Genomic DNA, 25,550 nt, shown 5'->3' with positions numbered 1-25,550 from the left:
TGTTTGCATGGGGGCACGGGTCCATGGGGTTGAGCAGTGGGGGTATTTTGTGCGTTGTGGTGGGGGAATCCCGGCTGAAACAGAGGGGCGGCTCAGCCGGGAAAGCTGAAAAGTGGGGTGGGGCAGCCGAATCGGCTGTGGGAGTGAAATGCGTTCAAACTGTGGGAGCGGGCTTGCTCGCGAATGCGGTGTGTCAGTGTCGAATTGGGTGGCTGACACTCCGCATTCGCGAGCAAGCCCGCTCCCACATTGGTATTGTTGTGTTTGTAATATCCGTGTCAGCCAGGAGGAATCATGTCTACCGCCGTCCGCACCGCCCAGGCAGCCGATGCCGAAGGGATCAGCCAGGTCATCCTGGCGGCCTTGCACAGCAGTAATGCGCGGGATTACCCGGCGGATGTGATTGCACGGGTGGCGAGCAACTTTACCCCCGACGCCGTGCTGGCTTTGCTCCAGCGGCGGGTGGTGTTGGTGGCGACTCAGGATCAGGTGATCGTCGCCACTGCCGCGCTGGATGCCAATGTGGTGCGCTCGGTGTTCGTGAATCTGGCGCTGCAGGGGCTGGGCATTGGGCGGCTGTTGATGATCGAAATCGAGCTGCGCGCGCGGGACGCCGGAGTGACGGTGTTGAGTGTGCCGTCTTCGCTGACCGCCGAGCCGTTCTATACCAAAATGGGGTTTAACACGGTGCGCGATGTCTACCACGGCAACGAGCGCACGCTGGTGATGGAGAAGGCGTTGTTATCCCGCCATCCCATTGGGCCGTATCGTGACCGTCAGCACCGGGCGCAAGTGGTGGCCTTGTGGCAGGAAGCGTTTGGCTATGACACGGCGCACAACCTGCCGACGTTGGCGATTGATAAGAAGCTGGCTGTCAACGATGGGTTGTTCTTTGTGGCAACGGATAAAAAAGTCGTGATCGGCAGCATTCTCGCAGGTTACGACGGGCATCGAGGTTGGTTGTATTCAGTCGCGGTGCACAGCGATTATCGGCGTCAGGGCTTGGGTGCTTCGTTGGTGCGGTATGCCGAGCAGGCGTTGTCGGCGTTGGGCTGCATGAAGATCAATCTGCAGATTACCGGCGGGAATGACGCGGTGGTGGGGTTTTACGAGGCGTTGGGGTATGGGGTGGAGCCGAGGATTAGTATGGGGAAGAAGATTGCTGAGAATATCCCGACTCAATCTTGAAAACACTGTAGATCAAATGTGGGAGCGGGCTTGCTCGCGAATGCGCAGTGTCAGTCAGCTGATTCAGCGCTGACAGACCGCATTCGCGAGCAAGCCCGCTCCCACATTGGGTTATGCCGTTTTGGCTGTTAGACCTTGACGATCCAGCCTTCTGGCGCTTCGACGTCGCCGGTTTGCACGCCGGTCAGCTCTTTGTAGAGTTTCTGGGTGATTGGGCCGACTTCGGTTTCGCTATGGAACACGTGCAGTTTGCCGTTGTACTGGATGCCGCCGATCGGCGAAATCACGGCTGCCGTGCCGCAGGCGCCGGCTTCCTTGAACTGATCCAGTTTGTCGATGAACACTTCGCCTTCGACCACTTTCAAGCCCAGGCGCGACTGGGCCAGTTCGATCAGCGACAGGCGGGTGATGCCTGGCAGCACCGAAGGCGACTTCGGCGTGATGAACTGGTTGTCGTGGGTGATCCCGAAGAAGTTGGCCGAGCCGACTTCTTCGATTTTCGAATGGGTCATCGGGTCCAGGTAAATCGCATCGGCGAAACCGGATTTTTTCGCTTCGGCACCCGGCATCAGGCTGGCGGCGTAGTTGCCACCCACCTTGGCGGCACCGGTGCCTTGTGGCGCGGCGCGGTCGAAGGTAGAGATCTGGAAGTTGTGTGGCACCAGGCCGCCCTTGAAGTAGGCGCCGACCGGGATGGCGAAAACCGAGAAGATGAACTCCGGCGCGGTACGCACGCCAATGTTGTCACCGGTGCCGATCACGAACGGGCGCAGGTACAGCGCGCCGCCGCTGCCGTACGGCGGGATGAACCGCTCGTTGGCTTTGACCACTTGTTTGCAGGCTTCGATGAAATCTTCGGTCGACACGTGCGGCATCAGCAGGCGTGCACAGCTGCGCTGCATGCGCGCGGCGTTCTGGTCCGGGCGGAACAGGTTGATCGAACCGTCCTTGCAGCGGTAGGCCTTGAGGCCTTCAAAGCACTGCTGGCCGTAGTGCAGGGCCGTGGAGCCCTCGCTGATGTGCAGCACGTTATCGTCGGTCAGGGTGCCGGCTTGCCATTCGCCGCTCTTCCAGACTTGGAGAAACCGCTTGTCGGTCTTGATGTAGTCAAAACCCAGCTTGTCCCAATTGATGCTTTCGTTACCCATGACACCCTCTATCTCTGGTCAACCGCCTGGTCGAAGGCAGGCTTGTCGGTTTTTTTCTGGATGGGCGCAACAATACTTCATTCTTGCTTTGTGTGGGAGCGGGCTTGCTCGCGAATGCAGGGTGTCAGTCAATACACGTCTGACTGATCAACCGCATTCGCGAGCAAGCCCGCTCCCACAGGGGAAATGCGGCAGGTCACATATGTAAGGCGTGGCCCAGTGCCCGCAGTGCAGCTTCTTGTACCGCTTCGCCGAGAGTCGGGTGGGCGTGGATGGTGCCGGCCACGTCTTCCAGGCGCGCGCCCATTTCCAGGCTCAGGCCGAACGCCGTGGACAGTTCTGAAACGCCAACGCCTACCGCCTGCCAGCCGAGGATCAGGTGGTTGTCACGCCGCGCGACCACGCGCACGAAGCCGGTTTTCGACTCCAGGGTCATCGCCCGGCCATTGGCCGCGAACGGGAAACTCGACACGATGCAGTCCAGGCCCGCGGCCTTGGCTTCGTCCGGGGTCTTGCCGACCACCACCAGCTCCGGGTCGGTAAAGCACACCGCCGGGATTGCCGCCGGGTTGAATTCGCGGGATTTACCGCTGATCAGTTCGGCCACCATTTCGCCCTGGGCCATGGCCCGATGCGCCAACATCGGCTCGCCGCTCAGGTCACCAATCGCCCACACGTTGCGCATGCTGGTCTGGCAACGGCTGTCGATCTTGATCGCCGAACCGTTCATATCCAAATTCAGCGCTTCGAGGTTCCAGCCTTGGGTGTTGGGTTTGCGGCCCACGGCCACCAGCACCTGATCGGTTTCCAGCGAGAAGGTGTCGCCATTCGGATCGCGCACTTGCAGGCAGTTGTTCTCAAATCCGGTCACGCTGTGCTTGAGGTACAGCTTCACGCCCAATTGCTTGAGGGATTCAGCCACGGGCAATGTCAGCTCGGCGTCATAGGCAGGCAGGATATGCTCCTGCGCCTCGACCACACTGACTTCGGCACCGAGCTTGCGGTAGGCAATGCCCAACTCCAGGCCGATATAGCCGCCGCCCACCACAATCAGCCGTTTAGGCACGCGGGTGGGCGCCAGCGCTTCGGTGGAGGAGATGATCGGGCCGCCAATCGGCAGCATCGGCAGGTTGACGCTTTTCGAACCGGTGGCCAGCAGCAGGTGTTCGCACTGGATACGCTGGTCGCCGACGTCAACCGTCTTGCCGTCGACCACCTTGGCCCAACCGTGAATTACCTGCACTTTGTGTTTTTTCAACAATGCGGCGACGCCGGTGGTCAGGCGGTCGACGATGCCATCTTTCCATTCCACGCTTTTGCGGATGTCCAGGGTCGGCACATCCACCTCGATGCCAAGCTGCGAGCCCTGGCTGTGGTGCACGGTTTGCTGGAACTGCTCGGCTACATGGATCAGGGCTTTGGATGGAATACAGCCGATATTCAGGCACGTGCCGCCCAGCGCCTGGCCTTCGACCAGAATAGTCGGGATGCCCAGCTGGCCAGCCCGGATCGCCGCCACATAACCGCCAGGGCCGCCGCCGATAATCAGCAGCGTAGTGTTCAATGTCTGAGACATGCCTTACTCCAAAAACAGGCTGGCGGGTTGTTCGAGCAGGCCGCGAATGGCCTGGATGAATTGCGCCGCGTCCATGCCATCGACCACGCGGTGATCGAACGAGCTGGAGAGGTTCATCATCTTGCGGACCACGATCTGGCCCTTGATCACCATCGGCCGCTCAACAATGCGGTTGACGCCGACGATGGCCACTTCCGGCAGGTTCAGCACCGGTGTGCTGACGATGCCGCCCAAGGCACCCAGGCTGGTCAGTGTAATGGTCGAACCCGACAGCTCATCGCGACTGGCCTTGCCAGTGCGCGCGGCAGTCGCCAACCGCGTAATTTCCTCGGCATTGCCCCACAGGCTGCGGGCTTCGGCGTGACGTACCACCGGCACCATCAGGCCCACGTCGCTCTGGGTGGCGACGCCCACATGCACCGCGCCGAGGCGGGTGATGACTTGGGCTTCGTCGTCATAGCGTGCGTTGATCTGCGGGAAGTCGCGCAACGCCACGACCATGGCGCGCACGATAAACGGCAGCAAGGTCAGCTTGCCGCGTGTGGCGCCGTGCTTTTCGTTGAGGTGCACGCGCAACTCATCAAGGGCGGTGACGTCGATTTCTTCCACATAGCTGAAATGCGCGGCGCGGCGGGTGGCGTCCTGCATGCGCTGGGCGATCTTGCGGCGCATGCCGATCACCGGGATCTGTTCTTCGGTGTTGCGTTCGGCGTACGGGTTGGCAGCGGCTTTATTTTGCGCCGGACTCTGGAGCAAGAAAGCCTCCAAATCTTCGTGCAGAATCCGGCCCGCCGGGCCAGAGCCCTGCACCAGGCGTAGCTGGATGCCAGCATCCAATGCATGTTTGCGCACGGCGGGGGAGGCCAATGGGCGTTCGTCGGCTTCACGGGCCACCGGCGCTTGAGCCTTTATAGGCTGCGCCTTTGTCACCGCCGGCGCGGGCTTGCTTTCAACCGGCGCGGGCTTGGCTTCAACCACGGGCGCCGCCTTCGCAGGCGCAGCCACTACCGGCGCATCCTTGGCGTTACCCGCGCCTTCCACTTCAATGCTGATCAAAATACTGCCCACCGCCATGACTTCACCCGGCTCGCCGCCCAGGGAAATCACTTTGCCGTGCACCGGCGAGGGAATGTCCACCATCGCCTTGTCGGTCATCACATCCGCCAGCACCTGGTCTTCAACCACCAGGTCGCCAACCTTCACATGCCATACCGACAGTTCAACTTCTGCGATGCCTTCGCCAATGTCCGGCATCTTGATAACGTGCGTGCCCATTCAGACCTCCATGACCCGTTTCAACGCCGCGCCCACGCGGGACGGCCCTGGGAAATACGCCCACTCTTGCGCGTGCGGGTAGGGGGTGTCCCAGCCGGTGACGCGTTCGATTGGCGCTTCCAGGTGGTGGAAGCAATGCTCTTGCACCAGCGCTACCAGCTCGGCGCCAAAGCCACAGGTGCGCGTGGCTTCATGCACCACCACACAACGGCCGGTCTTCTTCACGGACTTGACGATGGTTTCCAAGTCCAGCGGCCACAGGCTGCGCAGGTCGATGACTTCGGCGTCGATGCCGGTTTCTTCGGCGGCGACTTGCGACACATACACTGTGGTGCCGTAGGTCAGCACGGTCACGGCCGAGCCCGGACGCACAATGGCGGCCACGTCCAGCGGCACGGTGTAGTAACCGTCCGGCACTTGCGCTTGCGGGTGTTTCGACCACGGCGTCACCGGGCGGTCGTGGTGGCCGTCGAACGGGCCGTTGTACAGGCGTTTAGGCTCCAGAAAGATCACCGGGTCATCGTTTTCGATCGAGGCGATCAGCAAACCCTTGGCGTCATACGGGTTGGACGGCATCACCGTGCGCAGGCCGCAGACCTGGGTGAACACCGCTTCGATACTCTGGCTGTGGGTCTGGCCGCCATAGATACCGCCGCCGCAGGGCATACGCATGGTCAGCGGCGCCGTGAACTGACCGGCCGAGCGATAACGCAGGCGTGCCGCTTCGGAGATGATCTGGTCGGTGGCCGGGTAGACGTAGTCGGCGAACTGGATTTCCGCCACCGGGCGCAGGCCGTAGGCGCCCATGCCCACGGCGACGCCGACGATGCCGCTTTCCGAGATCGGCGCGTCAAACACCCGCGAGCTGCCGTACTTGTTCTGCAAGCCTTCGGTGCAACGGAACACGCCACCGAAGTAGCCGACGTCCTGGCCAAACACCACCACGTTGTCGTCACGCTCAAGCATCACGTCCATGGCCGAGCGCAGGGCCTGGATCATGGTCATGGTGGTAGTGGTCATGGCGGTTTCCAGCTCGATTTTATTGTTGTGATCGTTCATGTCAGATCCCCAACTCTTGACGCTGGCGCTTCAAGTGCTCCGGCATCTCTTTATAGACGTCTTCGAACATGGTCGCGGCGCTTGGAATCTGGCCGCCGGCAAGGGTGCCGTACTGTTCGGCTTCTTTTTGCGCCGCGATGACTTCGGCTTCAAGTTCGGCACTGACCGCCGCGTGTTCCTCTTCGGACCACTGGCCAATCTTGATCAGGTGCTGCTTGAGACGGGCAATCGGGTCGCCCAACGGGAAGTGGCTCCAGTCATCGGCGGGGCGGTATTTGGACGGGTCATCGGAGGTTGAGTGCGGGCCGGCGCGGTAGGTGACCCATTCGATCAGGGTTGGCCCGAGGTTGCGGCGCGCACGCTCGGCAGCCCAGGCGGAGGCGGCATACACCGCGATGAAGTCATTGCCGTCCACGCGCAGCGAGGCGATGCCGCAACCCACGCCGCGTCCGGCGAAAGTGGTGGCTTCACCACCGGCAATGGCCTGGAAGGTGGAAATAGCCCATTGGTTATTGACCACGTTGAGGATTACCGGCGCGCGGTACACGTGGGCGAAAGTGAGGGCGGTGTGGAAGTCGGATTCGGCGGTGGCGCCGTCGCCGATCCAGGCCGAGGCAATTTTGGTATCGCCCTTGATCGCCGAGGCCATGCCCCAGCCCACACCTTGTACGAACTGAGTGGCGAGGTTGCCGGAAATGGTGAAGAAGCCGGCGTCTTTGACCGAATACATGATCGGCAGCTGGCGACCCTTGAGCGGGTCGCGCTCGTTGGACAGCAGTTGGCAGATCAGGTCCACCAGTGGCACTTCGCGGGCCATCAGGATGCTTTGCTGGCGGTAGGTGGGGAAGCACATGTCGTCGATGTTCAAGGCCAGGGCCTGGGCGCTGCCGATGGCTTCTTCGCCAAGGCTCTGCATGTAGAACGACATTTTTTTCTGACGCTGGGCGACCACCATGCGGTTGTCGAAGATACGCGTCTTGAGCATGGCGCGCATGCCTTTGCGCAGAATGTCGACGGGGACGCCTTCAGCCCATGGACCGAGGGCCTGACCCTGGTCGTCGAGCACGCGAATCAGGCCCTTGGCCAAGTCGGCGGTGTCGGCCGGTTCTACGTCGATGGCGGGTTTGCGCACCGTACCTGCGTCGGTCAGGCGCAGGTAGGTAAAGTCGGTCTTGCAGCCTGGGCGGCCCGAGGGTTCGGGAACGTGCAGGCGCAGTGGTTCGTACTGCTGGGTCATGGCTTTCTACGCTCTATCTTGTGAATTTCTTGTAGTGGGCGCGCTAGCTGACAGTCAGTCTCCGGGTAAGAGAAATCTTGTCCTACAACAATCATAGGCGTGGCGTAGAAGAATATTTATCTGTGTTTCATTGCGCTCGCGATCATTTGCGGATAAAAAAACTGCATAACCATAATAAACAGGTGATTTTGTCTCATGCGCAAACTGGACCGTACCGATATCGGCATTCTCAACGCCCTGCAGGAGAACGCCCGCATCACCAACGCCGACCTGGCCCGCTCGGTCAACCTGTCGCCCACGCCGTGTTTCAATCGGGTCAAGGCGATGGAAGAATTGGGCCTGATTCGCGACCAGGTCACGCTGCTTGACGCCGACCTGCTCGGGCTGCACGTCAACGTGTTCATCCATGTGAGCCTGGAAAAGCAGAATGAACTGGCGCTGCAACAGTTCGAAGGCGCGATCTCGGACCGCCCGGAAGTGATGGAGTGCTACCTGATGGCCGGCGACCCGGACTACTTGATCCGCGTGCTGGTGCCGACCATCCAGTCGCTGGAGCGTTTCATGATGGACTTTCTAACCAAAGTGCCAGGCGTCGCCAACATCCGCTCCAGCTTTGCGCTCAAGCAAGTGCGCTATAAAACCGCGCTGCCATTGCCCGCCAACGGCATCAGCCTGGGCACATAACCTCAGCCGCGCTGCTGTAATAATGTGGGAGCGGGCTTGCTCGCGAATGCGGTGTGCCAGGCGCAGAATTAGTCGACTGACACACCGCATTCGCGAGCAAGCCCGCTCCCACATTTAAATAGTATTTCAGAGTTGGTTAAGCGGGATCTTGAGGTAAACCACGCCATTCTCCTCCGCCGGCGGCATATGCCCCGCCCGCACATTCACCTGAATCGCCGGCAACAACAGCGTCGGCATCCCCAGCCCGGCATCCCGTTTCGTGCGCATCGCGACAAACGCCGCCTCATCCACCCCGTCATGCACATGAATGTTCCCCGCCCGCTGTTCGGCGACCGTGGTCAAGCATTTAGCCTCGCGACCTTCAGGCGGATAGTCATGGCACACGTACAGTTCGGTTTCCAAAGGAAAGGCCAGCAACTTGCGCATCGACCCATACAACTGCCGCGCATCCCCGCCCGGAAAGTCGCAACGCGCAGTGCCCACATCGGGCATGAACAGCGTGTCACCCACCAGGATCAAGCGGTCGTCGATCAGGTAAGCCATGTCTGCCGGGGTATGCCCGGGTACATGCAGCGCTTGGGCTTTCAGGTTGCCGATATGAAAAATCTCATCCGGCGCGAACAGGTGGTCGAACTGCGAGCCATCGACGCAAAATTCCGGCTCCAGGTTGAACAGGTTCTTGAACACGCCTTGCACTTTGCTGATCGACTGGCCGATCGCAATGTTGCCGCCCAACGTGCGGCGCAGGTACGGCGCGGCAGACAGGTGGTCAGCATGCGCATGGGTTTCCAGCAGCCACTGCACCTGCAAGCCATGCTCACGCACAAAGGCGATGACTTTATCGGCGTGGGTTGTATCGGTGCGCCCGGAAGCCGGATCGTAATTGAGCACCGAGTCGACGATGGCACACGGGCCGCCGTCCGTTTCATAGACGATGTAGGTGAAGGTCGACGATGCCTCGTCCAGAAAAGCTTGAATCAACGCTGGCATGGCGGCTGTCCCTCTTCAGAAAAAAAGCTGAGTAAAAAAACGATGAAGAAAAAAGTCGTTACAATCAGTTTACGTTTACACATAATGTTTTGAGCTTAAGTGACAGAAAGGACCCGAAGCAAATGGAATCTACTCTGAGTGAGGGCGAAGTCGCCCAGTTGCGCGCCTCAGCGTCTAAGGCTTGCTCCTTGCTCAAGGCCCTGGCCAACGAGGACCGGTTGCTGATCCTGTGCCAGTTGACCCAGGGCGAGCGCAATGTCGGCGAGCTGGAAACCATGACTGGCGTACGCCAGCCCACGCTGTCACAACAGTTGGGCATCTTGCGCGATGAAGGGTTGGTCGCCACCCGTCGGGAAGGCAAATACATTTTCTACGGGCTGGCCAGCCACGAAGTGATTCAAGTGATGAAAACCTTGTCCGGGCTGTACTGCGGCGCGGTCATAAAAAGCTGGGCGTGACGCCATCCGGCAACGACCCTTGTGTGCAGATTCAAGAAAGGCGAATGACCATGAATGACCAACACTGTGGCCCAACCATCAGTGGCGATATCGTAGTCATCGGCGGCGGTTCGGCAGGCATCGGCCTGCTGGCCAGCCTGCTCAAGCGCGACCCGCACCTGAATATCACCCTGATCGAACCGAGTGAATACCACTGTTACCAGCCGGCCTGGACCTTGGTCGGCGGCGGCGCCTACGACGTCAAAAAGACCCGACGCCCGCTGGCTGACGTACTGCCCAACGGCGTTACCTGGGTGCAGGCCGCCGTCACCGAATTGCTGCCCGACGAGCAAACCCTGGTGCTCGACAGCGGCCAGCGCGTCACTTGGAAAAACCTGATCGTATGCCCCGGCCTGCGCCTGGCCTGGGAAAAAGTCGAAGGCCTGCAAGACACGCTGGGCCAGAACGGTGTGACCTCTAATTACAGCTACGAGCATGCCGCCTACACCTGGCAACTGGTGCAGCAGCTCAAGGGCGGTAAAGCGATCTTTACCCAGCCGGCCATGCCGATCAAATGCGCGGGTGCACCGCAAAAGGCCATGTACCTGTCCTGCGATCATTGGCTCAAGCAAGGCAACCTGAAAAACATCGACGTCGAATTCGACCTCGCGGGCGCCGCGCTGTTTGGCGTGGCGACCTTTGTGCCGCCATTGATGAAGTATGTGGAGAAATACAACGCGCGCCTGGCGTTCAACTCCAACCTGGTCAAGGTCGATGGCGCGGCGCGCAAGGCGTGGTTTGAACTGAAAGACGCCGAAGGCAACGTCACGGTCGAGGAAAAGTCCTTCGACCTGCTGCACGTTGTGCCGCCGCAAGTCTCCCCGGACTTTATCCGCCAAAGCCCGCTGGCCGACGCCGCCGGCTGGTGTGAAGTGAACCCTCACAGCCTGCAACACCTGCGTTACCCGCACATCTTCGGCCTGGGTGATGTGTGCGGCACCCCCAACGCCAAGACCGCCGCCGCCGTGCGCAAGCAAATCGTGGTGGTCGCCGAAAACCTGCTGGCCCTGCGCAAACAGGCGCCTCTGCCACTCAAGTACGACGGTTATGGTTCCTGCCCGTTGACGGTGGAGAAGGGCAAGGTGGTGCTGGCCGAGTTTGGCTACGGCGGCAAACTGCTGCCGACCTTTCCACTGGACCCGACGCAGGCGCGCCGTTCGATGTGGTTCCTCAAGGCCACGCTGCTGCCATGGTTCTACTGGAACGGCATGCTCAAGGGCCGCGAGTGGCTGACCCGCCTGAGCAAGGTGGATTAAATGCTGCTGGCAAGTCTGTTGGGCGTGTTGATGGGCCTGGTCATGGGCCTGACCGGCGCGGGCGGCGGCATCCTCGGAGTGCCGGCGTTGGTGTTGGGGTTGGGCTTGACCATGACCCAGGCGGCGCCGGTGTCGTTGCTCGCCGTGGGTGCGGCGGCGGCGGTGGGTGCAATTGATGGATTGCGTCATGGCCTGGTGCGTTACCGCGCTGCGATGTTGATCGCTTTGCTGGGGGCGCTGTTCTCGCCGTTGGGGGTGTTTGTCGCTCACCAATTGCCGGAACACCTGCTGATGGGGTTGTTCAGCGTATTGATGGTGCTGGTGGCCTGGCGCATGTTGCAGCGTGAAAAGGTCGAAGCCGGGCCGAGTGACCATGGCGCGGCCTCCTGGGGCCAGAAGAACTGCATGCTGAATCAACAGACTGGCCGCCTGGCCTGGACCGCCAAGTGCAGTGCCACCCTGGCCGCCCTCGGCGCGGTGACCGGCGCGGTGTCGGGCTTGCTCGGCGTAGGCGGCGGCTTTCTGATTGTGCCGGCCTTCAAGCAGCTGACCGATGTGCAGATGCGCGGCATCGTGGCCACCTCCCTGATGGTGATCAGCCTGATCTCACTGATCGGCGTGGCCGGCGCGTTTCATGCGGGTGTGAGCATTGAGCCGACGGGCTGGGTGTTTATCGGCGCGAGCATCGTCGGCATGCTGGTTGGGCGGCTTTTGTGCTCAGTGATCAAGGCGCGAACCCTGCAAGTAGGCTTTGCCAGCCTGTGTGTGGTGGTGGCGGCCGGCATGCTGTTGAAGGCCGCGCTCTAATCCCGACCTGAAATACATTTCAACTGTGGGAGCGGGCTTGCCTGCGATATAGGTATCTACGTAACTTTTTGTGTTGCGCTAGGCCTGTGACCGGTTTAGGTAGATTGAGTACATATCCGTTGCTGCGGTAACGGCTTCGTATGGTTCCGCTCTTACAGCGGGTCACTTTTGGCAAACGCCCGGAATGCCGGCCCAGCCAAAAGTAACCAAAAGGTCTTTGCCCCACCACTCGGTGCCTCGCTAAGGCTCGGCATGCCCTCACTCCGGCTTGAATCCGTGGGCCGCCGCGATGGGCCATCCTTGGCCCAGCGCGGCTAACCCGGCGTCCTGCCGGGTTAACCACGGATTCAAGCCTGCGTTCGGCCATCGTGGTTAACGGGGCCTGTCAGATCAAGATCAAAAGCAAGAGCACGGCGGCCTAGTAGCCGACCTGAGTGGTAGAAGCAAAAGCAGGGCAAAAGCAGAGCAAGAACAGATCAGAAGCAGAGCTGCTTTTCTGTGGGAGCTGGCTTGCCTGCGATGCAGACACCTCGGTACATCAGGCATAACCAGTTGATGCCTTCGCAGCGGTTCGGCGGTCCGACAAGCCAGCTCCCACATTTGTCCGAGTACACACATCTATCTGATGTACTGAGCTCAAAAATGTGGGAGCGGGCTTGCTCGCGAATGCGGTGGGCCAGCCACCAAATGCATCAACTGACACACTGCCTCGCTTTCGCTTTTGATCTAACCACTCAGGTCGGCTACTAGGCCGCCGTGCTCTTGCTTTTGATCTTGATTTTGATCTTAGGCGCCCCGTCAACCACGCTGGCCGAACGCAGGCTTTGGAGCGGGGGTAAACCGGCAGGACGCCGGTTTAGCCGCGCTGGGCCAAGGATGGCCCATCGCGGCGGCCCCCGCTCCAAAGCCTGCGTGAGGGCACACCGAGCCGGAGGCGAGGTGCCGAGTGGTGGGGCAAGAGCCTTTTGGTTACTTTTGGGCTCTTTTCAAAAGTGACCCGCTGTAAGAGCGGAACCCATCTCAGCCATCACTCAAATAACGGATATGTACTCAGCGAACCCCACGACAACAACAGCACCCAACCCATAAAAAGATGTGTAAATACCTATGGCTATCGCAGACAAGCCAGCACCCACAGTTTTGACCGTGCCCGCTTGCGACATGGCAAGATGAACTCCGCTCAGGTTTACTACTCCCTGAGTAACGGATTCACCGACCTTGCACGTCGGCTCATCAAGGTCACCGAATGGACAAATACACCCCCCACACCTGGCAGCCCCACGAGCGACCGAGCCTGCCCGGTTCGCCGTCGACACCGCTGCACAGCAACCAAAAGCGCTGGGCCTTTGCGCTGGTCGGTGTGCTGGTGGCAATCACCGGCGGGCTCGGCAACGCGCTGGTGATCGCCAACCTGCAATACCTGCAAGGCGCCTTGGGCGCGACCACTGCCGAGATGGCGTGGCTGCCCGCCGCCTATGTGATGACCAACGTGTGCATGAACCTGCTGCTGGTGAAGTTTCGCCAGCAGTTCGGCCTGCGGGCGTTTACCGAGGTGTTCCTGGTGCTGTATGCGCTGGTGACCTTCGGCCACTTGTTCGTCAACGACCTCAGTTCCGCAATCGCCGTGCGGGCGGCCCACGGCATGGTGGGTGCGGCGCTGAGTTCGCTGGGCTTGTATTACATGATCCAGGCGTTCCCGGCCAAGTGGCGACTGAAAGCCCTGGTGCTGGGCCTTGGCACTGCGCAGTTGGCGCTGCCGCTGGCGCGGCTGTTCTCCGAAGACTTACTGCAAATTGCCGAATGGCGCGGGCTGTACCTGTTCGAGCTGGGCCTGGCGCTGATCTGCCTGGGCTGCGTGTTCCTGCTCAAGTTGCCGCCCGGTGATCGCTTCAAGACCTTTGAAAAACTCGACTTTCTCACATTTGGCATTCTTGCCACCGGCGTCGCCTTGCTGTGCGCGGTGCTGTCCCTGGGCCGTATCGACTGGTGGCTGGAAGCGCCGTGGATCGGCGTGGCCTCCGCCTGTTCCCTGGTGCTGATCATGGCTGGCCTTGCCATCGAGCATAATCGCGCCAACCCGCTGCTGATGACCCGTTGGCTGGGCAGTGGGGTGATGATTCGCCTGGCGCTGGCGGTGGTGTTGATTCGCATGGTGCTGTCGGAGCAATCCACCGGCGCCGTGGGGTTCATGCAGATGCTGAACATGAGCTACCAGCAGATGCACACGTTGTACGTGGTGATGCTGGCCGGGGCGATTGCCGGGCTGGTGGTGAGTGCGCTGACGATCAACCCGGCGCACCTGCTGATGCCGTTGATCATCTCCCTGGCGCTGATGGCCACGGGGTCGGTGATGGACAGTTTCTCCAGCAACCTGACCCGCCCGGAAAACCTCTACATCAGCCAGTTCCTGCTAGGCTTTGGCGGCACCTTCTTTCTCGGACCGACCATGGTGCTGGGCACGAAAAACGTGTTGACCAACCCGCGCAACCTGGTGAGTTTCTCGGTGATGTTCGGCATCTGCCAGAACCTCGGTGGCTTGATGGGTGCCGCCTTGCTGGGCACCTTCCAGATCGTGCGCGAGAAGTACCACTCCAGCATGATCGTCGAGCACCTGACCCTGCTCGACCCGCGTGTGGCCGCGCGGGTGCAGAGCGGCGGGTCGGCGTATGGCGGGGTCATCGCCGACCCGCAATTGCGCAACCTGATGGGCATTCGCAGCCTGGCCACGGCGGCCACGCGTGAGGCGAATGTGATGGCCTACAACGATGTGTTCATGCTGATTGCGATCATCGCGATCCTCACCATGCTCTGGATCTTCACCCGCAGCCTGTGGCTGATGAGCACCACCAAGGCAGCAGCCCCTCCCGTTCAACCCAGCGGCGTTACTTCATGACCGAACCGACTACCAGTACCACGACTACCACCAACGCCATCGCTGCCACCCCGGAAGGCACCACGCCGCCGGGCGCCTCGGTCACCGAGCCGCGCTCGTTGCGGGTGCGCATCATCTCGTCATTGGGCTTTGCCGCGATTGCCATCGTCGGCGTGCTGATCGTGTTGTATGCCTGGCAATTGCCGCCGTTCAGCAGCGCGGTGGAAACCACCGAAAACGCGCTGGTGCGCGGCCAGGTCACGATCATCGGCCCGCAACTCGCCGGCTACGTGTACGAAGTGCCGGTGCAGGACTTCCAGTTCGTCAAGGCCGGCGACCTGCTGGTGCGCCTGGATGACCGCATCTACAAGCAGCGCCTCGACCAGGCCCTGGCGCAATTGGCCGTGCAAAAGGCCTCGTTGGCCAATGTGGTGCAGCAACGCAACAGCGCCGAAGCCACCATCAAGCTGCGCCAGGCCGCGCTGGTGGACAGCCAGGCCCAGGCGCGCAAAAGCACCGCTGACTTGCGCCGCAATGAAGAACTGATCAGCGACGGCTCGGTGTCCAAGCGCGAGCTGGACGTGACCCGCGCCGCCAATGCGCAAACCATCGCCGCCGTGGCGCAGGCCCAGGCCAACCTTGAAATCGCCCGGCAGGACCTGCAAACGGTGATCGTCAATCGCGGTTCATTGGAAGCCGCTGTGGCGAGTGCCGATGCGGCCGTTGAGCTGGCGCGCATTGACCTGTCCAACACGCGCATCATTGCGCCGCGTGACGGCCAACTGGGGCAGATCGGCGTGCGCCTCGGTGCCTACGTCAACTCCGGCGCGCAGTTGATGGCCCTGGTGCCGCCCCAGCTGTGGGTGATCGCCAATATGAAAGAAACCCAGATGGACAATGTGCAGGTCGGCCAGCCGGTGACCTTCACCGTGGATGCGCTGAACCACCGCAAGTTTCACGGCACGGTGCAGCATATTTCCCCGGCGACCGGCTCGGAGTTCAGCCTGCTGCAGGCGGACAACGCCACCGGCAACTTTGTGAAGATCGCCCAGCGCGTGCCGGTGCGAATCACGGTGGACCCGGATCAGGCCGAGAGCGAGCGGCTGCGGCCGGGGTTGTCGGTGGTGGTGAGCATCGACACCGCTGGGCGCCTCAAAAATACTCCGCCCTGACACAACGCAAATCAACATGTGGCTCTGTGTGGCGAGGGAGCTTGCTCCCGCTGGGCTGCGAAGCGGCCCCAAAAAGCTTGCGGGCGCTGCGCACCCGAGCGGGAGCAAGCTCCCTCGCCACAAAAGCCGGCGCCTACATAGGGGCGTATTTGAAGGTGAATGTGAGGTGGGTTGACTGGTTTTGCTCCAGCAGTTTCAGCCCCGGCCTGCCGGGCAGGTGATGCGCATTCACCGGATGACTCACCGGCTCTACGCAAAAGAACCCCAACCCCGGTGGGCAGTACAGCAGGAAGTAGTCGGCGCCGGTTGCCCTGCATTCCAGCGCATAACCCAACTCTGGCTGCTCGATCCGGCAAAGCCCATCCCACTGGCAAAACCCATTGTCCACCAAGCCTTCGGGCAGGTTTTTCAAGACCTGAAAATCCCAATTCGGCGGCACCGGCGCCACTCCTGTCGGCAACTTGGACGCATCACTCATCCACACCTGCGCAGCCTTTACCTGCAGGCGAGTACCCGCTTGACGCGGGAAATACGGATGTAAACCCAGCCCATGCCACGCAGGTTTCGCGGCCAGATGCGTCACGCGCAGCGCGATGTTCAGCTCACCGTCGCGCAGTCGCAACCTTTGCTCGGCGCGATAGGCGAACGGTGTGTCGCAGACCACCGCCAGCACCACTTCATCTGCCGTCTGGCTCACCACCTGCCATGCCTGCTGCCAGGCCGAACCATGAATCGGCAGCGGGTCGGTCGGGCTGTTCGGCGTCAGGGCCAGCCAACCGCCGGGGTTATCAAAACCGCCTTGGGCAATGCGGTTGGACCACGGCACCAGCGGATAACAGCCCAGCTTGCCCGGTAAACCGGTATTCACCGCCTGCTCATCGTTGTGCCGCAGCAATGGCAGCCCAGTAGCGCGCACCGTCCAATTGACGATACTGCCGCCCACGGCCGGCGCCAGGGTGAGGCGGGTCAGGCGGTCTTCGAGTTCGATCATCACAGCACCGCGGCTAGAGGATGAAGTGGGGTTCGGGCAGCCCTTGGACGCCAGGGTTGAGGGCGAACACGCCGCCGGACAAGGGCTGTTCACTCTGGTCATCACGAATCGAGGTGACGAACAGCGTGTCCAGGCGACTGCCGCCAAAGGCGCACATGGTAGGTTTTTTCACCGGTACGCTAAGGGAGCGGTCCAGGCGACCGTCGGGAGTGAAGCGGTGAATCAGCCCGGCGTCGTTGGCGCAGATCCAGTAGCAGCCGTCGGCGTCGACCGCCGCGCCGTCGGGGCGACCGGGGAACTGATGCATGTCCACAAACACGCGGCGATGGGAGGGCGTGCCGGTTTCGATGTCGTAATCGAACGCCCAGATCTGCTGCACCTGCGGATGTGAATCCGAGGCATACATCGTGCGCCCATCCGGGCTGAACGCCAGGCCATTGAGGGTGATAAACCCGTCCAGCTGGGCATGCGGTGCCGCGCCGGACGCGTAGCGATAGAGCGTGCCCTCGGCGGCATTCAAACCCATGTTCAGCACCATGCTGCCGGCCCAGAAACGGCCTTGCCGATCGCAGCGGCCGTCGTTCAAACGCATGTCTGCGCGCGGGTGCTCGACACTCGCCAGCGGCGTGGTATCAAGGCTGCCGTCGTTGTGCGGGGTGAGTTGGAAAAAGCCGGTTTCCATCCCGGCGACCCAGTTGCCCGCCGTGGTGCGGGCAATGCAGGCGAGCATCTGCGGGGCTTTCCACGCGGCAATGTGGCCGCTGGCGGCGCTCCAGCGTTGCAGGCCGCCGTTGGGGATGTCCACCCAGTACAGCGCGTTTTCTTCCGGCACCCACACCGGGCATTCACCTACGGCATTACGGGCGTCGACAATCAATTCAGCCGTCATGGTCACTCATTCCCTTGGGTTGCTGTGCACTCAGTCACCGAACGGTCCCGCCGCGCAGAACGCGCCGCCCTGATACACCTTGGCCGGGTCATCGGCGGCGACCGGTGGCTGGGTTTCGACCTGGGCGCGGAACACTTCGGAGCTGTCTTTAGGCGCGAAACCCAAGTGCGCGGCGTAGCGGTTGTCCCACCAGGTATCGAGGTTATCCGACATGCCATAGACCACGGTGTGGCCGACGTTTGGCGTGTACAGCGCGCGTTCGAGCAGTTGGGTCAGGTCGTCGAAGCTCAGCCAGGTGTGCATCATCCGGCGGTTTTGCGGTTCAGGGAACGATGAGCCGATGCGGATGCTCACGGTCTCGATGCCGTAGCGGTCGAAGTAGAAACTGGCCATGTCTTCGCCATAGGACTTGGACAATCCGTAGTAGCTGTCCGGGCGGCGCGGCGAGTGGGCGTCCAGCTGCTCGCCCTGCTTATGAAAGCCGATCACATGGTTGGAGCTGGCGAAGATCACGCGTTTTACGCCATGACGGCGGGCGGCTTCGTAGATATGGAAGATGCCGCTGATGTTGGCGCCGAGAATCTCTTCGAAGGGGCGCTCCACCGAGACGCCGCCGAAATGCAGGATGGCGTCGACGCCTTCCACCAAGTGGTGCACGGCGTGTTTATCGGCAAGATCGCAGGGTTGCACTTCTTCGGATGCATCCGCCGCCGGGGCCATCGCGGCGATGTCGGACAGGCGCAGTACCTGGGCATAAGGACGCAGGCGTTCGCGCAAGACTTTGCCGAGGCCGCCGGCGGCACCGGTGAGCAACAGGCGGTTGAATGGAGTAGGCGAGGTGGTGGTCATGGGAATTCCATTGTTGTTGTAGGTTGTCGTATGACTTGTCGGAAGTATCGTTAGGGACTCCCCTGGTTGTCAACGCCTTGCCAGACGACAGGTTTCAAAAAGTGGGAGCTGGCTTGCCTGCGATGGCGGTGTATCAGCAAATCCAATATCCACTGACAGACCGCCATCGCAGGCAAGCCAGCTCCCACATTTGATCGAGTTACAGCAGTGAGATCGGATAGCTGATAAAGATTCGGTTCTCATCAAATTCATTGTTGCTGAAGTCCCGACGCATCGTCGAATTCCTCCAGCGCAGGTTCAAGTCCTTCAGCGCGCCACTCTGCACGGTGTAGGCCAGTTCCGATTCGCGGCCCCATTCCTTGCCGTCGGTGATTGCCCCGGTGTGCACGTTACTGCCGCTGATATAGCGGTTCATCATGGTCAGCCCTGGAATACCGAGCACCACGAAGTTGAAGTCATGGCGCACCTGCCAGGACTTTTCCTTGGCGTTATCGTAGCTGGCGTTATAGCTGTCGTTGGCCAGGGTGCCGCCGCTGGTGCCGTTGACCCGCATCCACAGGCTGTCGCCGGTCAGTTTCTGCAGGCCAACATAGAAGGTGTTGCCGTTGTAGCGTGCCGAGAGCAGGGCGGAGACGGTCTTGTTGTCGAGGTCACCGGCCAGTGCGCTGCCATCTTCCTTGCCGTTGAAGTAACCGAGGTTGGCGCCCAGGGTCCAGTCGCCCACGGGTTGGCTATGGGTCAGGTTGAAGTATTGCTGCTGGTAGATGTCCGTCAACTCGGCGTACCACACACCGAGCTGGGTGCGCTTGTTGTTGAAGCTGTATTCGCCGCCGCCGAAGTTGAAGCGGTCAGAGGTGAACGCGGCTTTGCCGTTCATGAACATGTCTTCCATGCTCGCGTCGTTGCGCGGGCTGTTGCCGCGAAACTGCCCGCCGTAGAGGGTCAGCCCGGCGATTTCGTTGGACGTGACCTGGCCGCCGCGAAAGGTCTGAGGCAGCGAGCGGCCATCGTCGGAACGCAGAATCGGCAGCACCGGCATCCATTCGCCGACCTTGAGTTCAGTCTTCGAGAGTTTGGTTTTCAGGGCCACGCCCAGGCGCCCGAAGTTATCGGCGGGGCGGCCGTCACTGTGGATCGGCAGCAATTGCGTGCCCCCGGTGCCTTTGCCGCCATCGAGTTTTTGCGAGTACAGGCCCAACACATCAATACCGAAGCCCACGGTGCCCTGGGTGAAGCCGGATTTGGCATCGAGGATGAAGTTCTGCGTCCACTCTTCGGCCTTGGCTTGCGGGTAAGTGGGGTTGGTGAAGTTGCGGTTGAAGTAGGCGTTACGCAGGTTCAGCGTGGCTTTGGCGTCTTCGAGAAAACCGTCGGCCTGGGCGCTGAGGGGCAGAGTGAGCGCCAGGCTGCTGAGGCCGAGAAGGCCGATACGCGAGGAGGAATTGCGGGCGAGTGGACGCACAGTGAAGCTCCCTTTTTCTTTTGTTGTTTTTATTTTTTGTTATACGTTGTCGTACAACATTGGACGGGATATTTACGGGGTTTTCGTGGGGTGTCAAGCGCAAGTTATACGATGACAGCGTTTTACCACTCTCTAAAGTGGGCACGGTCAATGTGGGAGCGGGCTTGCTCGCGAATGCGGTGTACCCGTGAAGAATGCGTTGACTGACACACCGCATTCGCGAGCAAGCCCGCTCCCACATTTGATCGAGTTCGACCTGAGATTGTCATCGCCCTAATTAGCCATGACCATCGGCGCAAGGGTGCCAAGGAGCGAAACGGCGGCGACTGCGCAAATACCCAACACCCACTCCAGCATCACGCTGGCCTTCAAACTGCCCAAGCGCTCTTCGCAGCGTTCAATGCGTAGCCGGTTCAGCAGCGCGAGGGCCAACATGCCCAGCACCAGCAGCACTTTGATCAACAGAATCAGCGCAAAGCCGTTGAACAGCGGCGTGGGCCACAGCTGCCCGGTCAGCACGCGCACATTGATCAAGCCGGTCACCAGCAATCCAGCGACCAAGCCATAGCCCACGCCGCTGAAGCGTCTGAGGATGGGCTCCAGCGCATGCCGTTGCGGCTGCCTGAGGATTAACACCAGCAACAGCAGCCCACCCAACCAGGCGCCGACACACACCAAGTGCACCACCTGGTTAAGGATCAGCAATTGCCCGCTCAACCCATTGAGCATGGCACCATGGCCGACCGGCGCCAGCGTGGCCAACAACAGTGCTGTCAACGGCAGGCGCAGGGCCGGCCAAGGCTTGATCAGCACGATCACCAGCAGCAGGTTCAGCAACAAGTGCCAGACCCACACCTGGCCAAAAAAGGTTTTGCCCAGCACCAACTGCACGGTCGCCGGTTGCACCCCCGCCGCCCAGCTGCCGGCCATGCTGGCGGTGATCAACAACAACCACGCCATGCCGGAGACCAGCCCCAGCCAGGCCAGCACACGGGTGATGCGTTGCAGTTGCCGGTCCAGCGCCGGCTGCGGTTGCGCGCCGAGCAGCCAAGGCCTGAACACACAGGCCCCGAACATCAACAACACGACGCTAAAATGCAGGAAGCGGCACAGCACCAGCAGGGTCGCCATGGGTTATTGGCCGACCTTGAAGCTGTATTCACCGTTGCTCTTGTGAGTGTCGACCGATACGGCGTTCCACACCACTTTGTAGGTGCCGGTGGCCAGTGGTGCAGCAGGCGTGACCACCAGGGTTTTCTTGTCGGCGTCCGGGGTTTCCAGGCCTTTGATTGCGATTTCGGTGCCGTCCTTGCTCAGGGACACCTTGGTGAAGGTGGCTTCGACGCCTTCGCTGAAGCTCAGGCGCAGGTCAGCGGGCGCAGCGACCGTGCTGTCAGCTGCGGGTGTCGAGCTCTTTAGGTGGGCGTGGGCAAACGCCGCCGAGGCGCACAGCAAGGACGCGAGCAGGGCGACGGTGGTCAGGGTTTTCTTGATCAACATTGTTCAATACCTTCAGGTTTAGAGAGTCGGTAAGGCCATGTGCAGCAAGGGAAAGGGTTTGCCTTCGCCATCCAGCGGCGAGCGCGCGACCTGGATAAAACCATAGTGCAGGTAGAAGCCCACGGCTTGCGGGTTTTGTTCGTTGACGTCCACCGTCAGGGTGTCATGGCGGGCGCGGGCGTGGTCGAGCAACTGGCGGCCGATGCCCTGGCCACGGCGGTCGGGGTCGATAAACAGCATTTCTACATTGTGCCCGCCGGTGCCGATAAACCCGGCGATGCCTTGGCTGTCTTCGAACACCCATACATCGAGTGCAGGCATCGGCAGGTAGGTGTCACGGACCAAGGGCAGCAAACGCTGGATGTCATCTTCAGGGAGGAAGTCATGGGTGGCCCGCACCGAGCGCTCCCACAGTGCTCCCAGCACTGGGTCGTCGGCGGCCACGCGAGGTCGAATAGTCATGGCAATGATCCTTCATGGGGACCGCGATCCTAACCAATCCGTTTTGCAGGGGAAAGGTTCGCGTAAGAACTTTCATTATGCCCTGTCGCCGCGATCTAGAGCCGATGGTAGTCTTGAGGCCATGTTGTTGTCGGGGAGCCCTATGGGCAATCACAAGATCGGAATTCGTCGGGTCAACGTCGAAAAAATCCTGCTGGCGGCGGAGAAAATCTTCGCTGAAAAAGGCTACGGCAGCACTGCCATGGCTGACATCGCCGAAGAAGTGCAACTGCCGCGCTCCAACCTGCATTACTACTTCACCACCAAAAGCGAGCTGTACAGCGCCGTGCTGTTCGACCTGCTGGAACTGTGGAAGCAGGATGCCCTGAGCTTTGAAACCTTCGATGACCCACGGGTGGTGCTCAGCAGCTACATCCGCGCCAAGATGCAGCGCTCGCGTACGCGGCCATATGGCTCGAAAGTCTGGGCCAATGAAATCATCCACGGCGCGCCGACACTCGGTGAGGCGTTGGATGAAAGCCTGTACGACTGGGCCAAGATGAAGGAAGCGAAGATTCGCCAGTGGGTGGAGGACAAACGCATCCTGGCGGTAGAGCCGTCGAGCCTGCTGTACATGATCTGGGCGTCAACCCAGCACTATGCGGACTTTGACCACCAGGTGAAGATTTTGAATGATCACCAGCCGTTGTCGGACATGCAGTTTGAAAGGGCGATTCAGACGGTGACCGCGGTGATTTTGCGTGGGATTGGGTTGGAGCCGTAATGATTGTTCCCACGCTCCGCGTGGGAATGCAGCCAGGGACGCTCCGCGTTCCAAGAGCGGACGCAGAGCGTCCAGTGAGGCATTCCCACGCGGAGCGTGGGAACGATCAGTCGCAGAATTACACGGCCTCCCGGTAGGGATTCCTCGGATCCTGCGTCCAATTCAAAAATGGCTTGCCCGTGTCCATCGGCACCATCTCGATGCAATCGGCCACCGGGCAGGTGATCTGGCACAAATTGCAGCCCACGCACTCATCATCAATCACCTCATATTTATGCGTACCGTCCGCCTGTTTCAAACTCGAGATGGCCTGGTGCGAGGTATCCTCACAGGCAATATGGCAACGCCCACAGCCAATGCAGGCTTCCTGATCGATCTTGGCAATCACCTGATAGTTGATATCCAGGTACTTCCAATCGGTGGTATTGCCCACCGCCCGCCCGGAAAATTCCTGCAAGCTTTTGTAGCCTTGGCTGTCCATCCACCGCGACAGCCCGTCCTTCATCTCTTCCACAATCCGAAACCCATGCAACATGGCCGCCGTGCACACCTGCACCGCGCCGCAACCCAGCGCGACGAATTCCGCCGCATCGCGCCAGTTGCCGATGCCGCCAATCCCGCAGATTGGCAGGCCTTGGGTCTGCGGGTCGCGGGCGATTTCCGCGACCATGTTCAGGGCTATCGGCTTCACCGCCGAGCCGCAGTAACCGCCATGGGTACTCTGGGTGCCGACCACCGGCAGGGCCACCATGCGCTCAAGGTCCACGCTGGTGATGGAGTTGATGGTGTTGATCAGCGACACCGCATCCGCCCCCCCGCGATACGCCGCACGCGCCGCCACACGGATGTCGGTGATGTTCGGCGTGAGCTTGACGATCACCGGCAGCGAGCAATAGGTCTTGCACCAGCGCGTCACCTGTTCCACGTATTCCGGCACCTGGCCGACGGCCGCGCCCATGCCACGTTCCGGCATGCCGTGGGGGCACCCGAAGTTCAGCTCAATGCCGTCGCAGCCGGTGGCTTCCACCAGCGGCAGGATGTTTTTCCAGGACTCTTCAACACAGGGCACCATCAGCGAGACAATCAGCGCGCGGTCGGGCCAGTCTTTTTTCACCTGGGTGATTTCGCGCAGGTTGATCTCCAGCGAGCGGTCGGTGATCAGCTCGATATTGTTGATGCCCAGCACTTCACGGTTGGCGCCGTAGTGCGCCGAGTAGCGCGACGACACGTTGACCGCTGCCGGGTCTTCGCCGAGGGTTTTCCAGACCACACCGCCCCAGCCGGCTTCGAAGGCGCGGACCACGTTGTAGGCCTTGTCGGTAGGCGGCGCGGAGGCCAGCCAGAACGGATTAGGGGCTTTGATACCGGCGAATACAATCGAGAGATCGGCCATTACGCAGCCTCCACATTCAGCATGAGTTGGGCGTGCATGGCTTCGGCGGCCAGCTTGCCGTGTTGCACCGCCTGCACGGTGAGGTCCTGGCCGAGGCTGACGCAATCGCCGCCGGCGTAGACGCCTGGAATGCTGGTTTGCAGGTGTTCGTCGACGAAAATGCGTTCGCCCACGCGGTGCAGTTGTTGCGCAAGTGGGTCGTGGAGCGCCGCGTTATCGAAACCCTGGCCGATGGCCTTGAAGATTGCGTCGGCGGCCAATTCGAAGGTCTCGCCGGTGGGGTGCAGGCGGCCGTTTTCCATGCGTGTGCGGGCAAAGCGCATGCCGCGCACATGACCTTGATCATCCAGCAACACTTCTTCAGGTTGAGCCCAGGTCAGCAGGCGCACCTGATTGGCTTTGGCAATGTCTTGCTCATGGTGGGTGGCGCCCATGTCAGCGAGGCCACGGCGGTACACCAGGTTCACGTCACGGGCGCCGAGGCGGGCCATTTGCACGGCCATGTCGATGGCGGTATTGCCGGCGCCGAGTACGATGCAGCGGTCGGCCAGCGGCAATTGAGTGAGGTCGTCAGCCTGGCGCAGTTCGCGGATGTAGTCGGTGGCGGCGAGCAGGCCGGGGGCGTCCTCAAAGGGTAAGCCGAGCTGTTTGCTGGCGGCGAGGCCCAGGCCGAGGAATACCGAATCGAATTGCTGATGCAGTTCGCTCAAGGTCAGGTTGTCGCCCAGGCGCTGGCCGTGGCGAATCTCGATGCCGCCGATTTCCAGTAGAAAATCCAGCTCCTTCTGCGCGAAGTCATCCACCAGTTTGTACTTGGCGATCCCGTATTCATTCAGGCCGCCGGCCTTTTCCCGCGCTTCGAAAATCACCACGTCGTGGCCGTGCACAGCGGCGCGATGCGCACACGCCAACCCGGCCGGCCCGGCGCCGACCACGGCGATGCGTTTGCCGGTGGGTGCGGCGCGTTGGAACGGGTGTTCGCTGAAGTGCGCGTTGTCGATGGCGTAGCGTTGCAACAGCCCGATCAGCACCGGCGCGCATTCTTCGGCGTTGTTACGCACGCAGGCTTGCTGGCACAGGATTTCGGTAGGGCAAACCCGTGCGCAGCTGCCGCCGAGGATGTTGGCCGAGAGAATCTTCTGCGCCGCGCCTTGCACGTTTTCGGTGTGGATATTGCGGATGAACGACGGGATGTCGATCTCGCTGGGGCATGCGTTCACGCAGGGCGCGTCGTAGCAATACAGGCAGCGCGAGGCTTCCAATTGTGCCTGGCGGGCGTTGAGTGGCGGCGCCAGGTCGGTGAAATGGCTGGCGAGTGTCGGCCCATCTTCATGGGGATGGGGGAGGTGGTTCAGGGTCTGGATCACGGTGTGGGCCTCACGGTTATTGAGGTGCTGCCTCTGATGGGCGATCGTTCCCACGCTCTGCGTGGGAATGCCTCACCGGACGCTCTGCGTCCGCTCTCGGGGCGTGCAGCGCC

General features: G+C 61.1%; 23 protein-coding genes. 8 read left to right on the top strand and 15 right to left on the bottom strand.

What is annotated here, in order from left to right:
- Nucleotides 1-294: 294 nt before the first annotated feature.
- Nucleotides 295-1,188 carry a GNAT family acetyltransferase gene (locus ACA065_RS19285; protein WP_497691070.1) on the top strand — a complete coding sequence of 298 codons (894 nt, stop codon included), beginning with the start codon at nt 295-297 and terminating at the stop codon, nt 1,186-1,188.
- Nucleotides 1,189-1,316: 128 nt separating this feature from the next.
- Here the strand turns inward: ACA065_RS19285 and ACA065_RS19280 are convergent, their stop codons facing one another.
- The 5 genes from ACA065_RS19280 to ACA065_RS19260 form a co-directional block, all read right to left on the bottom strand.
- A complete protein-coding gene (locus ACA065_RS19280; RefSeq protein WP_497691069.1) occupies nt 1,317-2,336 on the bottom strand; it encodes a branched-chain amino acid aminotransferase in 1,020 nt (339 codons plus the stop codon).
- Nucleotides 2,337-2,532: 196 nt separating this feature from the next.
- Nucleotides 2,533-3,912 (bottom strand): dihydrolipoyl dehydrogenase, encoded by a 1,380-nt coding sequence (gene lpdA, locus ACA065_RS19275; protein WP_497691068.1) that lies wholly within the window; start codon nt 3,910-3,912, stop codon nt 2,533-2,535.
- A gap of 3 nt (nt 3,913-3,915) precedes the next feature.
- On the bottom strand, nt 3,916-5,187 hold the full coding sequence (locus ACA065_RS19270) for a dihydrolipoamide acetyltransferase family protein (RefSeq protein WP_497691067.1): 1,272 nt from the start codon (nt 5,185-5,187) through the stop codon (nt 3,916-3,918).
- Nucleotides 5,188-6,246, bottom strand: coding sequence for an alpha-ketoacid dehydrogenase subunit beta (locus ACA065_RS19265; protein WP_497691066.1), 1,059 nt, complete (start codon nt 6,244-6,246; stop codon nt 5,188-5,190).
- A gap of 1 nt (nt 6,247) precedes the next feature.
- Nucleotides 6,248-7,483 (bottom strand): 3-methyl-2-oxobutanoate dehydrogenase (2-methylpropanoyl-transferring) subunit alpha, encoded by a 1,236-nt coding sequence (locus tag ACA065_RS19260; protein ID WP_497691065.1) that lies wholly within the window; start codon nt 7,481-7,483, stop codon nt 6,248-6,250.
- 195 nt (nt 7,484-7,678) lie between these two features.
- On the opposite strand from ACA065_RS19260, the gene bkdR reads away from it, so the two are divergent.
- Nucleotides 7,679-8,167, top strand: a complete 489-nt coding sequence (gene bkdR, locus ACA065_RS19255) for a Bkd operon transcriptional regulator BkdR (RefSeq protein ID WP_106578875.1) — start codon at nt 7,679-7,681, stop codon at nt 8,165-8,167.
- A gap of 126 nt (nt 8,168-8,293) precedes the next feature.
- On the opposite strand, the gene ACA065_RS19250 is transcribed toward bkdR, so the two are convergent.
- Entirely contained in the window at nt 8,294-9,157 is an 864-nt protein-coding gene (locus tag ACA065_RS19250; protein WP_497691064.1) for an MBL fold metallo-hydrolase, read from the bottom strand.
- A 122-nt stretch (nt 9,158-9,279) separates the two neighbouring features.
- On the opposite strand from ACA065_RS19250, the gene ACA065_RS19245 reads away from it, so the two are divergent.
- The 5 genes from ACA065_RS19245 (at nt 9,280) to ACA065_RS19225 (ending at nt 15,761) form a co-directional block, all read left to right on the top strand.
- Nucleotides 9,280-9,615 (top strand): ArsR/SmtB family transcription factor, encoded by a 336-nt coding sequence (locus tag ACA065_RS19245; protein WP_017136253.1) that lies wholly within the window; start codon nt 9,280-9,282, stop codon nt 9,613-9,615.
- Nucleotides 9,616-9,665: 50 nt separating this feature from the next.
- Nucleotides 9,666-10,910: an NAD(P)/FAD-dependent oxidoreductase gene (locus ACA065_RS19240; protein ID WP_497691063.1), complete on the top strand. Its 1,245-nt coding sequence runs from the start codon at nt 9,666-9,668 to the stop codon at nt 10,908-10,910.
- Nucleotides 10,911-11,717 carry a sulfite exporter TauE/SafE family protein gene (locus ACA065_RS19235; protein ID WP_497691062.1) on the top strand — a complete coding sequence of 269 codons (807 nt, stop codon included), beginning with the start codon at nt 10,911-10,913 and terminating at the stop codon, nt 11,715-11,717. It begins immediately after the preceding gene.
- A gap of 1,246 nt (nt 11,718-12,963) precedes the next feature.
- Nucleotides 12,964-14,610: an MFS transporter gene (locus ACA065_RS19230; RefSeq protein WP_497691061.1), complete on the top strand. Its 1,647-nt coding sequence runs from the start codon at nt 12,964-12,966 to the stop codon at nt 14,608-14,610.
- Entirely contained in the window at nt 14,607-15,761 is a 1,155-nt protein-coding gene (locus ACA065_RS19225; protein ID WP_497691060.1) for an HlyD family secretion protein, read from the top strand. Before ACA065_RS19230 ends, ACA065_RS19225 begins: the two co-directional genes overlap by 4 nt.
- Before the next feature lie 133 nt (nt 15,762-15,894).
- Here ACA065_RS19225 and ACA065_RS19220 read toward each other — a convergent pair whose 3' ends face one another.
- From ACA065_RS19220 to ACA065_RS19190, 7 genes are all read right to left on the bottom strand, one after another.
- The gene (locus ACA065_RS19220) at nt 15,895-16,752 is read right to left on the bottom strand and encodes an aldose 1-epimerase (RefSeq protein WP_497691059.1); all 858 of its coding nucleotides are present in this window, start codon (nt 16,750-16,752) and stop codon (nt 15,895-15,897) included.
- Between the two features lie 13 nt (nt 16,753-16,765).
- Nucleotides 16,766-17,641: an SMP-30/gluconolactonase/LRE family protein gene (locus ACA065_RS19215; RefSeq protein WP_497691058.1), complete on the bottom strand. Its 876-nt coding sequence runs from the start codon at nt 17,639-17,641 to the stop codon at nt 16,766-16,768.
- A gap of 30 nt (nt 17,642-17,671) precedes the next feature.
- The gene (locus ACA065_RS19210) at nt 17,672-18,490 is read right to left on the bottom strand and encodes an NAD-dependent epimerase/dehydratase family protein (RefSeq protein ID WP_497691057.1); all 819 of its coding nucleotides are present in this window, start codon (nt 18,488-18,490) and stop codon (nt 17,672-17,674) included.
- A gap of 199 nt (nt 18,491-18,689) precedes the next feature.
- Nucleotides 18,690-19,952: an OprD family porin gene (locus ACA065_RS19205; protein ID WP_497691056.1), complete on the bottom strand. Its 1,263-nt coding sequence runs from the start codon at nt 19,950-19,952 to the stop codon at nt 18,690-18,692.
- Between the two features lie 273 nt (nt 19,953-20,225).
- Nucleotides 20,226-21,083: a copper homeostasis membrane protein CopD gene (copD, locus tag ACA065_RS19200; protein WP_497691055.1), complete on the bottom strand. Its 858-nt coding sequence runs from the start codon at nt 21,081-21,083 to the stop codon at nt 20,226-20,228.
- Nucleotides 21,084-21,086: 3 nt separating this feature from the next.
- Nucleotides 21,087-21,452: a copper homeostasis periplasmic binding protein CopC gene (gene copC / locus ACA065_RS19195; RefSeq protein WP_497691054.1), complete on the bottom strand. Its 366-nt coding sequence runs from the start codon at nt 21,450-21,452 to the stop codon at nt 21,087-21,089.
- An 18-nt stretch (nt 21,453-21,470) separates the two neighbouring features.
- Nucleotides 21,471-21,914 (bottom strand): GNAT family N-acetyltransferase, encoded by a 444-nt coding sequence (locus tag ACA065_RS19190; protein WP_497691053.1) that lies wholly within the window; start codon nt 21,912-21,914, stop codon nt 21,471-21,473.
- A gap of 142 nt (nt 21,915-22,056) precedes the next feature.
- Between ACA065_RS19190 and ACA065_RS19185 the strand changes: the two genes are divergently transcribed.
- Nucleotides 22,057-22,677 (top strand): TetR/AcrR family transcriptional regulator, encoded by a 621-nt coding sequence (locus ACA065_RS19185; protein ID WP_497691052.1) that lies wholly within the window; start codon nt 22,057-22,059, stop codon nt 22,675-22,677.
- 118 nt (nt 22,678-22,795) lie between these two features.
- On the opposite strand, the gene preA is transcribed toward ACA065_RS19185, so the two are convergent.
- Together preA and ACA065_RS19175 are read right to left on the bottom strand one after the other, a co-directional pair.
- A complete protein-coding gene (gene preA, locus ACA065_RS19180; protein ID WP_497691051.1) occupies nt 22,796-24,070 on the bottom strand; it encodes an NAD-dependent dihydropyrimidine dehydrogenase subunit PreA in 1,275 nt (424 codons plus the stop codon).
- Nucleotides 24,070-25,437, bottom strand: coding sequence for an NAD(P)-dependent oxidoreductase (locus ACA065_RS19175; protein ID WP_497691050.1), 1,368 nt, complete (start codon nt 25,435-25,437; stop codon nt 24,070-24,072). Before ACA065_RS19175 ends, preA begins: the two co-directional genes overlap by 1 nt.
- Nucleotides 25,438-25,550 lie beyond the last annotated feature (113 nt).

This window comes from Pseudomonas sp. LBUM1640, from assembly GCF_059716225.1.
The sequence above is the reverse complement of the archived record's forward strand: the minus strand, read 5'-3'. Positions and strand labels throughout refer to the sequence as shown.